Annotated in this window: 14 protein-coding genes; 8 read left to right on the forward strand and 6 right to left on the reverse strand. The window is 62.9% G+C overall.

Going from position 1 to position 13,816, the window contains the following annotated elements; all coding sequences use genetic code 11:
• Positions 1-35 precede the first annotated feature (35 nt).
• From mtnA to NUH88_RS20195, 4 genes are all read left to right on the forward strand, one after another.
• Entirely contained in the window at positions 36-1,145 is a 1,110-nt protein-coding gene (mtnA, locus tag NUH88_RS20180) for an S-methyl-5-thioribose-1-phosphate isomerase (RefSeq protein WP_257768526.1), read from the forward strand.
• The gene (locus tag NUH88_RS20185; RefSeq protein ID WP_257768527.1) at positions 1,145-1,816 is read left to right on the forward strand and encodes a class II aldolase/adducin family protein; all 672 of its coding nucleotides are present in this window, start codon (positions 1,145-1,147) and stop codon (positions 1,814-1,816) included. The genes mtnA and NUH88_RS20185 overlap by 1 nt, the downstream gene beginning before the upstream one ends.
• A 27-nt stretch (positions 1,817-1,843) precedes the next feature.
• Positions 1,844-2,083 (forward strand): hypothetical protein, encoded by a 240-nt coding sequence (locus NUH88_RS20190; protein WP_257768528.1) that lies wholly within the window; start codon positions 1,844-1,846, stop codon positions 2,081-2,083.
• A 182-nt stretch (positions 2,084-2,265) separates the two neighbouring features.
• Positions 2,266-2,529 (forward strand): hypothetical protein, encoded by a 264-nt coding sequence (locus NUH88_RS20195; RefSeq protein ID WP_257768529.1) that lies wholly within the window; start codon positions 2,266-2,268, stop codon positions 2,527-2,529.
• Here the strand turns inward: NUH88_RS20195 and NUH88_RS20200 are convergent.
• Positions 2,526-5,423, reverse strand: a complete 2,898-nt coding sequence (locus NUH88_RS20200; RefSeq protein WP_257768531.1) for a PAS-domain containing protein — start codon at positions 5,421-5,423, stop codon at positions 2,526-2,528. The two genes, NUH88_RS20195 and NUH88_RS20200, sit on opposite strands and share 4 nt — an antisense overlap.
• A gap of 65 nt (positions 5,424-5,488) precedes the next feature.
• Positions 5,489-6,445: an aminotransferase class IV gene (locus tag NUH88_RS20205; RefSeq protein WP_257768532.1), complete on the reverse strand. Its 957-nt coding sequence runs from the start codon at positions 6,443-6,445 to the stop codon at positions 5,489-5,491.
• 152 nt (positions 6,446-6,597) lie between these two features.
• Between NUH88_RS20205 and NUH88_RS20210 the strand changes: the two genes are divergently transcribed.
• The gene (locus NUH88_RS20210; protein WP_257768533.1) at positions 6,598-7,845 is read left to right on the forward strand and encodes an MFS transporter; all 1,248 of its coding nucleotides are present in this window, start codon (positions 6,598-6,600) and stop codon (positions 7,843-7,845) included.
• Complete coding sequence (locus NUH88_RS20215) at positions 7,842-9,065, forward strand: MFS transporter (protein ID WP_257768535.1); 1,224 nt, start codon at positions 7,842-7,844, stop codon at positions 9,063-9,065. The genes NUH88_RS20210 and NUH88_RS20215 overlap by 4 nt, the downstream gene beginning before the upstream one ends.
• 21 nt (positions 9,066-9,086) lie before the next feature.
• On the opposite strand, the gene NUH88_RS20220 is transcribed toward NUH88_RS20215, so the two are convergent.
• The 4 genes from NUH88_RS20220 to sfsA all read right to left on the reverse strand — a co-directional run bounded on the left by NUH88_RS20220 (position 9,087) and on the right by sfsA (position 12,191).
• Positions 9,087-9,704, reverse strand: a complete 618-nt coding sequence (locus NUH88_RS20220; RefSeq protein WP_257768537.1) for a LysE family translocator — start codon at positions 9,702-9,704, stop codon at positions 9,087-9,089.
• A gap of 82 nt (positions 9,705-9,786) precedes the next feature.
• Positions 9,787-10,479, reverse strand: coding sequence for a RadC family protein (gene radC, locus NUH88_RS20225; RefSeq protein WP_257768538.1), 693 nt, complete (start codon positions 10,477-10,479; stop codon positions 9,787-9,789).
• 67 nt (positions 10,480-10,546) lie between these two features.
• Complete coding sequence (gene map, locus NUH88_RS20230; RefSeq protein WP_257768539.1) at positions 10,547-11,365, reverse strand: type I methionyl aminopeptidase; 819 nt, start codon at positions 11,363-11,365, stop codon at positions 10,547-10,549.
• 109 nt (positions 11,366-11,474) lie between these two features.
• Entirely contained in the window at positions 11,475-12,191 is a 717-nt protein-coding gene (gene sfsA, locus NUH88_RS20235) for a DNA/RNA nuclease SfsA (protein ID WP_257768540.1), read from the reverse strand.
• A gap of 69 nt (positions 12,192-12,260) precedes the next feature.
• Here sfsA and NUH88_RS20240 point away from each other — a divergent pair, with 69 nt between their 5' ends.
• A complete protein-coding gene (locus NUH88_RS20240) occupies positions 12,261-13,049 on the forward strand; it encodes a competence/damage-inducible protein A (protein WP_257768542.1) in 789 nt (262 codons plus the stop codon).
• A complete protein-coding gene (locus NUH88_RS20245; RefSeq protein WP_257768543.1) occupies positions 13,039-13,815 on the forward strand; it encodes an enoyl-CoA hydratase in 777 nt (258 codons plus the stop codon). The genes NUH88_RS20240 and NUH88_RS20245 overlap by 11 nt, the downstream gene beginning before the upstream one ends.
• Position 13,816: the final 1 nt, after the last annotated feature.

Consider the following 13,816-nt stretch of genomic DNA (forward strand, 5'->3'; position numbering starts at 1 on the left):
CGCCACGGACGGCCAATGCCATAGGGAGCGCATTCATGAAAATCGACGGTAAGCCGCATCGCACGATCTGGCCTGCGGAGGGCGGGGACGCGGTCGAGATCATCGACCAGACCAAGTTGCCGCATTCTTTCGAGATCGCGCGGCTGGAAACGCTCGCCGATGCGGCGCATGCGATCAAGGCGATGCTGGTGCGCGGCGCCCCCTTGATCGGCGCGACAGCGGCCTATGGGATGTGGCTGGCGATGCGTGCGGACGCTTCCGATGCCGGGCTTTCGAACGCCTATGACCGGCTTTACGAGACCCGACCGACGGCGGTGAACCTGCGATGGGCGCTGGATGCCGCGCGCAGGAAGCTCGGCCCGCTGGCACCTGAGGCGCGTCCGGATGCAGCCTTCAAACTTGCAGGCGAGATCTGCGACGAGGACGTCGGCATAAACCGCGCCATCGGGGAGGCTGGCCTTTCCGTCATCAAGGAGATTCAGGCGAAGAAGAAACCCGGCGAGACGATCAATATCCTGACCCACTGCAATGCCGGGTGGCTGGCGACGGTGGATTGGGGTACGGCGACGGCGCCGATGTATCTCGCGCACGATGCGGGCATTCCGGTGCATGTCTGGGTCGACGAGACCCGGCCGCGCAACCAGGGCGCCAGCCTTACCGCCTGGGAACTCGGCAATCACGGCGTGCCGCATACGGTGATCGTGGACAATGCCGGCGGTCACTACATGCAGCACGGCATGGTCGATCTGGTGATCACTGGCACGGACCGGACCACGCGGGCGGGCGATGTTTGCAACAAGATCGGCACCTATCTGAAGGCACTGGCGGCGTATGACAACGGTGTGCCGTTCTATGTCGGCCTGCCGTCGCCGACCATCGACTGGACGATCGCCGACGGTGTCCGCGATATTCCGATCGAGGAGCGCAGTGCCAAGGAAGTCACCGAGATGACCGGGCGGTTGCCATCCGGCGAGGTTGCGACGGTGGCGATCACACCGGAGACCAGTCCCGCAGCGAACCCGGCTTTCGACGTCACGCCGGCGCGTCTGGTGACGGGGCTGCTGACCGAGCGTGGCTGTGCCGAGGCGAGCGAGGAGGGACTGTTGAAACTGTTTCCGGAAATGCGGCAGGCGGGCGAGGACTGATGGCGAAGCGTATGGGGGCGGCCGAGCGGGCGCTCCGGCAGGAAGTGATCGATACCTGTCTGAAGATGAACGAGCTGGGCCTGAACCAGGGCACGTCCGGCAATGTCAGCGTGCGGGTAAGCGAGGACCGGGAGGAAGGTTTCTTTCTGACGCCGTCCAGCATCCGCTATGACCGGCTTAGGCCGGAAGACATCGTGCGGATGGATCTGAAGGGCGAGGTCGAGGGCAAGCACAAGCCGTCGAGCGAATGGCGCTTTCATCTCGATATCATGAAGGCGCGAGAGGATGCGGGCGCGATCGTCCATACCCACGGTATGTTCGCCACCACGCTGGCATGTCTCCATCGTGAGATCCCGGCTTTCCATTACATGATCGCGCTTTTCGGCGGCCCGACGATTCGCTGTGCCCCATATGCGACCTACGGCACTCAGGAGCTCTCGGACCATGCCTTGAAGGCGCTGGAGGGGCGCAAGGCCTGTCTTCTTGGTAATCACGGGCTGATTGTGCTCGGTCCGCATCTGGAACGGGCTTTGGCGCTGACCGTCGAAGCAGAGACGCTCGCCGCGATGTACTGGCGGGCCCTGCAGATCGGCCAGCCGGCGATCCTCCCGGACGAGGAGATCGAGAAGGTTGCGGCGAAATTCGGCGTGACGGGATATGGTGGGCGCTAGCGGTACGAGCTGGAAAGGAGCGCTTTAATGGTCGTAAGACGTCTCCTCTGGGAAGCGGCCCGCAGGGTCGCGCAAAATCCCGAGATACAGCAGAAGGCTGCCGATATAGCCGCCGAAGCCTATGAGCGTGCCCGGCCGAAGCTGGAAAATGCCGGGCGGCATCTCAGCGACTCAGCGCGCGAAGCAGCGGCCGAGCATGATCCGATGAAAGATCCCGTGGGCTTTGCCAAGTCACTGAAGAAAAAAGCGTTTCCGACGGAAGGTTGATTGCCTGACGGTCCGTTGGACGGATGTTGCGTCAGAAAGATAAAATTTTATTAAAGTGCACAATTGACATATTTATCTAAAATCCAATATAAATAACTCGTTTACCATAGGGGTAATGGATTTACCCGTCGGTTTGCGGCAGAATATCTGTTGGAGACCGGCCTGAGCGAGCAAGGCTGGACATGGCACTCGGTCCGATAAACAACTTTCCTCTGGTCCCGGTTCCGACCGGCGAGAGGCAGGTTCCGGCGCAGCCGAACGGGGCTGACGGCCGAAGCGCGCGTGCAGAAGAACTCGATCCGGCGACCAGCCGCTTCGCCCAGGAATTGCGCGGCAGCGATCCGCGTGCGGACCAGCAGAACGGCAGGCAGCGTCAGAACGCGATCCCGCTTGAGGAAATCAGCGCGGATCTGCCCAGAGGATCAATTCTCGATATTACGGTCTAGCGGCAGCTGAGGGCCAGGCGGCGGAACAGGTTGTCCGGCTCGAACGGCTTGATGATGTGGTCGCACATGCCGACGGAGCGGCTTTTCTCGATCTCTTTTGCTACCGCATGTGCGGTAAGGGCGATCACCTTGAGGTTGCTGTAGCGCGGATCTGCAAGGATGTGCCGGGTTGCCTCGTGCCCGTCCATTTCCGGCATCTGCAGGTCCATGAGGACGATGTCGATCTTCGGTGGCGCGTCCGACAGCATGATGTCGACGGCCTGTTTGCCGTGCTCGGCCTGGACCACGTTCATGCCGGCTCCCTCGAGCAGGACGGTGGCGATTTCCCGGTTAATCGCATTGTCCTCGACCAGAAGGACATTCAACCCCTTGCAGGCGGCGCGCCAGTCCTGGTCCAGAGATGCGATGCCGGTATCTCCGGTGGCCGGGGCGGATTCCAGCGGAAGCTCGACGTGGAATGCGCTTCCCTTGCCGTGAACGCTCTCTACCCAGACACGTCCCTTCATGCGTTCCGCAAGTTCCCGGCAGATCGCGAGGCCGAGACCGGTTCCGCCATATTGGCGGGTGGTGGATGCATCTGCCTGATTGAAGGGTTGGAACACGCGTGAGATTTCGGCTTCCGTCATGCCGATTCCGGAATCCGTCACCGTTAAATGCAGGCTTGAACGGGCGCCTCCCGCCGGTGTCTCCTCGACGGCGATGCGAACGAACCCGGTCTCGGTGAACTTCACGGCGTTGCTGCAGTAATTGGTGAGTATCTGTCCTATCCGATGGGGATCACCAAAGTAACGCCGGGTCTCCAGCCCGCCCGCATCGATTTCGAAGCGCAACCCTTTCTCTTCGGCACGGGAGGCCGCGATCGAGCGGGCGGAGTCGAGAATCTCCCCAAGAGTGAAGGGAATTTCTTCGATTTCGAGCCGTCCGGCCTCGATCTTCGCGAAATCCAGGACGTCGTTGACGATGTTCAGCAGCGCATTCGAGGACGCCATGACTTTTGCGACAATCTCGGTCTGCCGGTCGGAGAGTTCCGTGTCCCCCAGAATACGCGTCAGTCCTATCACCCCGTTCAGCGGTGTGCGGATTTCGTGGCTCATGCGGGCGAGGAAATCCGACTTCGCCCGGTCGGCCTGTTCGGCGCGGCTCTTTGCGGCGCGCATTTCGGCTTCCGCGCGCTCGGTTTCGCGCAACTGGACATTCAATTCCGAGGTTCTCTCGTCGACTCGTTTTTCGAGCTCCTCGTTTGTCGACCGCAGCAGGGCTTCGACACGTTTCTGCTCCGTGACGTCGCGATAGGTCGTGACGAAGCCGTCATCGATCATGCGGCGGACGACCTCGATCACGCGCCCGTCCGAGCGTTCGCGGACCGCGCAGTAAGCTTCTCTCAGCCAAGCTGCCGCGGTTCGCTCTTTGACGATCTCTTCGATGTCGCCGGGGCCGAACTCTCCGTTCTTCGCCTGATGGCGGAGGAAATCCGAGAGATGACAGCCGGGATAATTGTAGCTTTCCGGAATTCCCATCAGTTCGAACGATTGCGGGTTCGCGGCCACCAGCTTCAGGTTCTTGTCGAAGAGCGAGATGCCGTAATCGACGGTCTGGAGAATGGTCTCCATGGCCGACGTCTTGGCCGCCAATTCCTCGTTGTTGGCCTGTAGAAGCGCTTCGAATCTCTTCTGCTCGGTCACATCGCGATACGTTGCGAGGAAACCTATATCGATCGGCCGTCGGGAAACCTCGACGATGGTTCCGTCGGTACGGTGGCGTATGTCGAAGAACGGTTCCGGCCGTTCGGCGGATGCGGTTCGCTCGGCGACGATCTCTTCGATGTCGCCCGGTCCGAATTCGCCTATTCCCGCCTGAAAACGAAGGAAGTCCGAGAAGTGTCGGCCGGGCTCGTTCATCTCGTGCGGAACCTTCATCAGGTCCAAAGCCTGGGAGTTGGCTGCGACGAGGCGGAGATCTTTTCCGAAAAGCGCGATCCCGTGATCGAGCGCCGCCAGGACTGCTTCCAGCGCTGCGGTCTTTGCCGACAGTTCGGCGTTGTTGGCCTGTAACAAGGCTTCGAAACGCTTCTGTTCCGTCACGTCGACATAGGTGGTGACGAACCCGCCCTCGACAGGGCGGCCTGTGACTTCGTAGATGCTCCCGTTTTTCTGCTCGCGCACAAATCTGTGCGGTTCGAATTTGTGCGCAAGTTCGATCCGGGAGCGGACCTGCTCTTCGACGTCGCCCGCACCGTACTCGCCGCGTTCAGCAAGCAGGCGGATGAAGCTCTCGAAGGAGGTGCCGACCTTCCTGCGCTCTTCCGGGATGTGCATCATCTCGTAAGCCTGCCGGTTCGCCGCGACCAGTATGAGGTCGTCGTCAAACAGCGTGATGCCGTAATTCACCGCTTCGAGAATGGTTTCGAGGGCCGTTGTTTTGGAGGAGAGTTCTGTCTCTCGCGCCTGCAGCTTGGCCGTTCGCTCCCAGATCAGGTCGTCCAGTGTCTCGTTGGTTCTTTCCAGAGCTTTCTGGGAGGAGCGAAGTTCGGTGATGTCGTCATAAGTTGTTACAAAGCCGCCGCCGGCGACAGGGATACCGCGAATACGAAGAACCGTGCCGTCCGGGCGTGTGCGTTCGAAGCTATGCGCCTCGGCTCGCCGGGCGAGTTCGACCCGTTCCTGCACCAGATCGTCGATCTCGCCGGAGCCGTATTCTCCACGCTCGGCATTGTGCCGGAAGAAGGCGGACATCGGAGTTCCGGGAGTCCCCATCCAGGCAGGGAAACCGAGCAATTCAAGATAGCGCCGGTTGCAGGTGACGAGATTCAGGTCCTTGTCGAAATAACTCAGACCCTGAGTCACGTTTTCTATGACAGACGAAAGGACGTCCTGTTCCGTCGTGGCGCGCATCATGGGGTTCAGCGGACAGGTTCCTGACAGCGTTATGCAGATTCGAGTCAATATTAGTTGGAAAAGCGTTAACGCTTGGTTTTCGAAGCGGGAAAATTCCCTTTTTCGATGTGGCTACTTATCAGGGTCCTGTAGGCGGTCTGCAACGAGACCGTTATTTCGCCCGGCAGATTCCCGTTCCCGACGGCTTTTCCATCGATTTCCGCCACCGGGGTCAGCCCCCCGAAAGAGCCGGTCAGAAAGGCTTCTTCCGCCCCCATGCATTCGAGGAGAGAGAAGTTTTTCTCGAAGACGGGGATGTTCTTCTCGCGGCAGAGCTGGATCACCTTGCCCCGCGTCACACCGTTCATGCAGTAGTCGCCGGTCGAGGTCCAGACCTCGCCGCGGCGCACGATGAAGAAATTGCAGGCGTTCGTCGTATTTACGAAGCCGTGCGGGTCCAACATCAGGCCCTCGTCGGCGCCGGCCTGTTCGGCCTGCAGGCAGGCGATCACGCAGTTCAGTTTGGAGTGGGAATTCAGTTTCGGATCCTGCGAATGGGGCAGGCCGCGGACCTGCGGCACGGTGGCGAGCCGGATGCCTTGCTGGCTGAGGCCGGAGGCCGGTTTCGAGTGCTCCAGAATGATCACAACCGTCGGCCCGCTACGGGAGAGGGAGGGGTGCTGGAACGGTTTCGCCTTGCGGCCACGGGTCACCATCAGGCGGCAATGCACGTCGCTTTCCATATCATTGGCGGCCGCGGTCGCATTGAGAGCGTCTAGCAGGCCGGCACGGTCCATTCCGATATCGAGTGAGACCGCCTTGCAGCTCTCGAAGAGACGGTCCATGTGCTCGTCGAAGAAGACCCAATGTCCGCGATCGAGGCGGAGTCCCTCCCACATCCCGTCGCCGAGCAGAAAGCCGGAGTCGTAGACGGAGACCTTCGCTTCGTCCCGGGGCACGATCTCGCCGTTCACGTAGATCCGGATGTCCCTGTTGCGCGGATCCTCTACCGCATCGTGGGTGGTGGTGCGTGTCTCGATCATTGCCGGTTCCTATTCCGCCGATTTGCCGGAACCACTTTGTCGCCCGGCGCAACTGATGACAATTCATTGCGGCTGTCCTGCCTCTGGCGGCGATTGACCGGCCTGCGGGCCCGTGCGACTGACAGCGGACCCGTTCCTCCGGAGCCGACGTCGTGAATGCTGATACAAGACCGCTCCATGTGAAGCCGCCGCAGGCGCTCTTGCTGGCGGGCTGGCTCTTCGCCTCGATCTTCTTTCTCTATGCCTTCGTGCTGCGGGTCTCGCCCTCGGTCATGGTCGACGATTTGATGCGGGAATTCGCCGTCGGCGGGGCAATTCTCGGGAATCTTTCCGCGGTCTATTTCTATGTCTATGCCAGCATCCAGATTCCGGTCGGCGTTGCCATCGACCGGCTCGGCGCCCGGCGGCTGGCGACTGGCGCGGCGGCGATCTGCACCGCCGGCGTGATGGTCTTCGCCGGCGCGGAGAACATCGAAATAGCGTATCTCGGGCGCTTCCTGATCGGGCTCGGCTGCGCCTGCAGCTTCGTCGCCGCGCTCTCGGTCGCCGCGATCTGGTTCCCGACGCGATTTGCGCTCCTGGGCGGGCTCGCGCAGGCCTTCGGCGTTCTGGGCGGGATCCTGGGGCAGGCGCCGTTCGGCTATGCGGTAGAGCAGGTCGGGTGGCGCGACACCAACTGGGCGGTGGCGGTCGGCGGGGCGATACTGACCGTATGCCTGTTCCTCACTGTGCGCGACAAGGCGCGAGCACATGACGAACCGGCGCGCCCGCTGCTGGAGGGGCTGAAGCGGGCGCTTTCCAACCGGCAGACCTGGCTCGCCGCGATCTTTGGCGTCGGCATGACCGGCTCCATGCTCGCCTTCGGCGGTCTCTGGGGCGTGCCGTTCCTGATCGAGGCGCGGGGCATGGCCAAGCCCGAGGCGGCGGCGCTCGCTTCTGTGATGTTCTTCGGCTGGGGGATCGGCGCGCCGATGATCGGCTGGCTTTCCGACAAGCTCGGCAAACGGCGGCGCTTCATGGTCGCGGGCGGCCTGCTGGCGACGACGGGGATCTCGCTGGTCATCCTCTTCCCGACAATGCCGCTGCCAATGCTGCAGACGGTGCTGGCGCTGCAGGGCTTCGGCTCCGCGACCATGGTGCTGAGTTTTGCCGTCGCGCGCGAGCACAATCCTATCTGGGCCAACAGCGCCGCGCTCGGAATCATCAACAGCTTCGTGGTCGGCAGCGGTGCGGTGCTGCAGCCCTTCATCGGCTACCTGCTCGATCTCGGCTGGGACGGCCGGATGGCCGACGGTGCGCGGGTCTATGCGCTGGAGACATACGGTGCCGCGTTCGTCGTTCTGCCACTGTTCTGTGCCGCCGGCGTCGTTGCGGCCTGCTTCATCCGGCAACCACGATGAACGGCGGCGATGCGGCCGCTGTTGCCCCCGCTATCGGCCGGGCGGAATGGGGACGGCGGATCGTTCTGGTCTCGACCCTCTCCGTCACCCAGATCGTTGGCTGGGCGACCACGTATAACGCTCCGGCCTTGCTCGGCCGGCCGATCTCGGAGGCCTTCGGCGGCACGCTGACAGAGGCGATGGCGGGAGCGAGTATATTTCTCGTGGCCATGGCACTGGCTTCGCTCGGCGCCCCGCGTCTCTACGAGACGGCCGGCGCTGCACGTCTGATGGCCGCCGGATCGCTCGTCATGGCCGGGGCACTGGCTCTGACAGCCACATCAAGTTCGATGCCTGTCTACTGGGCGAGTTGGGTGCTCATCGGTATCGCCGGTGCGGCCGTGCTGACGACCTCGGCGCATACGGTATTGGTGGCGGCGCTGGGCAAGTCCGCGCGGTCCTGGATCGCCGCTGTCATGCTGATTTCGGGGCTTGCCGCGAGCGTCGGATATCCGGCGACCGCGGTGCTGGAGCATCTGTTCGGCTGGCGCGGAACTTTCCTGGTTTTTGCCGGCCTGCATGTTTTTATCTGTTTTCCGTTGCTGCTGCTTGTTTGCCGCATCGCCGGTCCAGCAGCGGGCGGGGCGGCGAAGACGGCCGAGGCGACTGCCGCGTCCTCGGCCCGGCGTGACCGGATCCTGTTCGTCAATCTCGCGGTCGCCGTTTCGCTGATCGGCTTCGTCACCTGGGGATTTGCCATCGTGATCGTCGAGCTGTTTCGGGCAACCGGTATCGGCACGGCGGAGGCGGTCGCGCTTGCTTCTTCCGTCGGCATTTTCCAGGTCGCCGCCCGCGCGCTCGAGTTCACTTTCGCGCGCAACCGCTCTTCCGTCCGTACCGCGCTCGACGCCTCCGCACTCATGTCGGCGGGCTTTCTCATGCTGGCGCTCTGGGACGGATGGGCAGCCGGCGCGGTTTTCGTGTTGCTCTACGGGCTTTCCAGCGGTGTGATGAGCGTGGCCCGCTCCACCATGCCGCTGGAGCTGTTCGACCCGGCGGCCTATGGCCGGATGATGGCGCGGCTGGCGACTCCCATGCTGCTTGCTTTCGCGGCGGCGCCGGTTCTCTTCGGTGGCCTGCTTGAGCATGGGGGGCCGCGACCGGCATTCCTGCTGGCACTTGTCCTGACGATGATGTCTTTCGTCAGTCTATGGAACCTGAGGCGTTTGGCGAGCCGCTAGGTCGGGCCGCCATATTCTCATCTAGAGGTCTGCCCGGGCCGTCAGGATCCTTAGACCCGCTGCACCGAACGCAACGGCGAAGAGCGCTTCGAACCAGCGACGGAAGCGCCCATAGGCGCGGACGAGGCGCGGGTTCGAGAAGAGCAGGGCATAGCCGTGGAATACCAGCGCGCTCTGGAAGCCGACCGCGAGAATAATGGTCAGCAGTTTTTCTGGCGATGATCCGGCCGGCACGCCGAGCGCGAAGAGCGAACCGAAGAACAGGATCGCTTTCGGATTGGTGAGGTGCAATGCGAGCCCCTTGCCATATGCGCGGCGCAGCGAAGCCGCCGGGCGGCCCGGAACCTCGAATTCTCCCGGGCGCAGGGCCGAACGGGCGGATTTCAGCGCGAGATAGAGCAGATATCCTGCGCCGGCATAGCGGATCGCCTCGAACAACCAGGCATTGGCCATCATCACCGCACCGAGTCCGAAGGCCGCCGCGACCGACCAGGCCCAGGAGCCGGTCGTCACGCCGGATGCGACGGCGAGCCCGGATTTCCGCCCGGAGGTCATGGAGGTGCCGGCGATTGCCAGAATGGCGGGGCCGGGACTGCCGGTCGCGACGAGCGCGGCGAGGAGAATGAGCGGGAGTTCCATAGTGTGATCCGAATGCTTACGCGAGGGAGTGGGGCCTGAAGCGGTATCAATCAGGTCAGTAACCCTGCCACAACTATTTCGATCAGAGCAATCCCCGCGCCTTGAAGCTCGTGTGGGCGGAGCGGCCGACGACGATATGATCGTGCAGCACGATGCCAAGCACGGAAGCCGCCTGGCGGATCTGGTTCGTCATGTCGATATCGGCCTTGGACGGCGTGGTGTCCCCGCTCGGATGGTTGTGCACCAGGATCAGAGCTGTCGCGCCGAGATCGAGCGCGCGGGCGACGACTTCCCGCGGGTAGACCGGTGTGTGGTCGACCGTACCTTCCTGCAGGATCTCGTCGGCGATGATCCGGTTCTTCTTGTCGAGGAAGAGGACGCGGAACTGCTCGCGCTTGGAGAAGCCCATGGCGGCGCGGCAATAGGCGATGAGCTGGTCCCAGGAGGACACCACGGCGCGCTCTCGGACTTCTTCCTGCATCAGCCGGATCGCGGCGGCGCGGATGGCTTTCAGGGCGGTCGCCGTGCTCTCTCCGACGCCGCGCAGTTTCATCAGGTCCTCCGCCGGCGCGGAAACGATCTCGGAAAAGCTGCCGAAGCGGTCCAGCAGCATCCGGGCGAGCGGTTTCACGTCGCCGCGCGGACGGGAGTGGAACAGCACCAACTCCAGCAGCTCGTAATCGGCGACCCGCTCCGGGCCGGTTTTCAGGAAACGGTCGCGCAAACGGCGGCGGTGGCCGGCATTGTAGTCCGGGCTAGGAATGTCGCGTGGCACGGAGACGCCCTCCCCAAATGGAACCTCGATGGGGAGGCCATGGGAAGAGCGGGGCGGTTTTCCGGGATCAGTCTTCGTAAGGCGGCTTGGTATAGCCCTTGGGCGAGAGCGTGAAGATCTCGCAGCCGTCGGCGGTGACACCGATGGAATGCTCGAACTGGGCCGAGAGCGAGCGGTCGCGGGTCACCGCGGTCCAGCCGTCGGGCAGGATCTTCACCGGGTACTTGCCGTCATTGATCATCGGCTCGATGGTGAAGAACATGCCTTCCTGCAGCAGCGTGCCTTCGCCCTTGTTGCCGTAATGCAGCACGCTCGGCGCGGCATGGAAGGTCCGGCCGAGACCATGGCCGCAGAAGTCGCGCACAACGGAGCAGCGCTGATCTTCGGCGTATTTCTGGATCGCGTAGCCGATATCGCCGAGGGTCGCCCCCGGCTTCACCACCTCGATACCGCGCATCAGGCTCTCGTAGGTGATGTCCATCAGCCGCTTGGCCTTTACGGAGACCTTGCCCACGCCGTACATCCGGCTCGTATCGCCGTGCCAGCCGTTCAGGATCACGGTGACGTCGATATTCAGGATGTCGCCGTTCTCCAGCTTCCGCGGCCCCGGAATGCCGTGGCAGACGACATGGTTGATCGAGGTGCAGATCGACTTCGGAAAGCCCTTGTAGCCGAGCGGTGCGGGCGTCGCGCCATGCTCCAGAATGAATTCGTGGCAAAGCCGGTCGAGCTCCTCGGTGGTGACGCCCGGTTGTACGTGCGGGGTCAGGAAGTCGAGGGTTTCCGCGGCTAGCCTGCCGGCTTTGCGCATGCCGTCGAAATCGAGAGGCCCATGCAGCTTGATCGAGCGGGCATGGTCGTCCTGGGCGAGAGAGGGGTCTTGCATTCTGTTCCAATAGGCGCGCTTCGAGCCGCGCCGTTTATCGTCAGCTATCCGCCATAAATGCGGATGGGGGCAGGAGGCGTCAAGTCAATCCGCGCCTGTCGGCCGGCTCTCACGGCCAGACGACGGGAAGGGAGCGGCGCACTGCGATGGCCTCCGTGGTGATCTCGCAATCGTAGCAGATCGCCTCGACGCCGGCCTTGCGGGCGGCCCGAAGCGCCTCGGCGTATCCGGGATCGATGTCTTCCGCGACGCAGAATCGGTCGCAGTCCATCCGTTGTACGAGATAGACCATGACCGCCCGGTTGCCTTTCGCCACCTCGTTGCCGAGTTCGACCAGATGCTTCGCGCCGCGCTTGGTCACCGCGTCCGGAAACTCGGCCGCGCCCGGATTTGGGCCGTCGTCGCGCTTCAGATGCACGTTCTTCACCTCGGCGTAGCAGATGCCTTTTTCCGGATCTTCCAGATAGAGATCGATGCGCGAATTCTCACCGTAGCGCACTTCGCGCCGGAGCGAGGCATAGCCCGCGAGTTCCGGGATCGCTCCGTTCTTCACGGCCTCCTCGACGATGGCGTTCGGATGGCCCGTGTTGATCCCGACCAGTCCGCCCGCCGTTTCGATGAGCTCGAATGTATATGCAAGCTTGCGCTTCGGATTGTTGGATTTGGATAGCCATACTTTGGAACCGGGGTCCTTGAGGCCGATCATGCCGCCCGGGTTAGGGCAATGGGCAGTGACCTCCGTTCCGTCGGAGAGCCGCACGTCGGCGAGGAAGCGTTTGTATCGCTGGATCAGAATGCCTTCGTGGAGCGGCGTCGGAAGTTGCATCGGGGCGTCCGTTGTTTCATGGTTCGCTTGCTCTAAGTTCCTCAGACCTCTTAGCAATCCCGGCCCGCCATGTCAGACGAAACCGTCACTTCCGCCTTCCTCATCATCGGCAACGAAATCCTCTCCGGACGCACCAAGGACAAGAATCTGGGCTTCCTCGCCGAGAAACTCACCGAGGCCGGGATCCGGCTCTCGGAAGTCCGTGTCGTGCGCGACGAAGAGGGGGAGATCGTGGACGCCCTGCGCGCGCTCTCGGAACGTTACACCTACGTCTTCACCTCTGGCGGCATCGGGCCGACCCATGACGACATCACCTGCGCCTCCGTTGCTGCTGCTTTCGGCCTGCCGGTGATCCGCCATCCGGAGGCGATGCGGCGCCTGACCGTGCATTACGCGACTATCGGGCGCGAGTTCAACGAGGCACGCAAGAAGATGGCGGAGACGCCGGAAGGCGCGACGCTGATCGACAACCCGGTCTCGACCGCGCCCGGCTTCATCGTCGAAAACGTCCATGTCATGGCCGGGGTGCCGAGTGTCTTCCAGGCCATGGTGCTGGAGCTGTTGCCGAAGCTGAAGCACGGGACCAAGGTCCAGTCGCGCGCCGTGAGCTGCACGCTTGGCGAGGGCGTGGTCGCCGAGGCGCTGGGCGAGATCCAGGGGCGTTATCCCGCGATCGAGATCGGTTCCTATCCCTATTTCCGAGCCGGCTATTTTGGCACGACGCTGGTTGCGCGGGGTACCGATATCCCGGTTCTGGAAGAGGTCGCGGACGAGATTCGGCGGATGATCCGGGAAAAAGGCGGCGAGCCGATCGAGGCGCGCCCTGAGGAAGAGGGGAAGGAAGCAAATGCCGGTTGAAGCCGAGCGCAGGGAGGTCGGCACCGGGAGCGTGGTGACGCTGACCTGGGATAATGCCGCGAAGCTCAATATCGTGAATTCCGAAGCTATCGGCGAGCTGACGGTCGCGATTTCCGAGCTTGAGGAGGACGACAGCCTGCGCGCCCTGGTGCTGCGCGGTGCGGGAAAGAAAGCTTTCATCGGCGGGGCCGACATCAACGAGATGGCGGCCTGCGACGCGGAAAAGGCCGAAGCTTTCATTTCCCGACTGCACGGCCTGATGAAGGCGATCCGCGATTGCCGGGTGCCGGTGATCGCGGCGATTGACGGCTATTGCCTCGGTGCCGGTATGGAGATCGCCGCCGCCTGTGATATCCGGATCTCCAGCGACAATGCCAAGTTCGGCATGCCGGAAGTGAAGGTCGGCATTCCCTCGGTGATCGAGGCGGCCCTGCTGCCGCGGCTGATCGGCTGGGGCAAGGCGAGTTATCTTGTCTATACCGGTGCGACCATCGATGCGCGCACGGCCCGGGACTGGGGCTTTGTCGAGCGCATGGTGACACCGGAATCCCTCTTCGATAGCGCGGCCCAGATCGGGCGTGAGATCGCCGAGGCGGGGCCGGCGGCGATCCGGATCCAGAAGCAGCTGCTCAAGGTCTGGGAGGAGGAGCCGCTTGAGGCCGGGATCGAGTCCGGAATAGAGGCTTTCGCCGCCGCTTACGAGACGGGCGAGCCGCAGGCGATGATGCAGGCGTTTCTCGCGGCCAAGAAAAAAGGCGCGGGCTGAG

Source organism: Nisaea acidiphila, from assembly GCF_024662015.1.
Taxonomy (GTDB): domain Bacteria; phylum Pseudomonadota; class Alphaproteobacteria; order Thalassobaculales; family Thalassobaculaceae; genus Nisaea; species Nisaea acidiphila.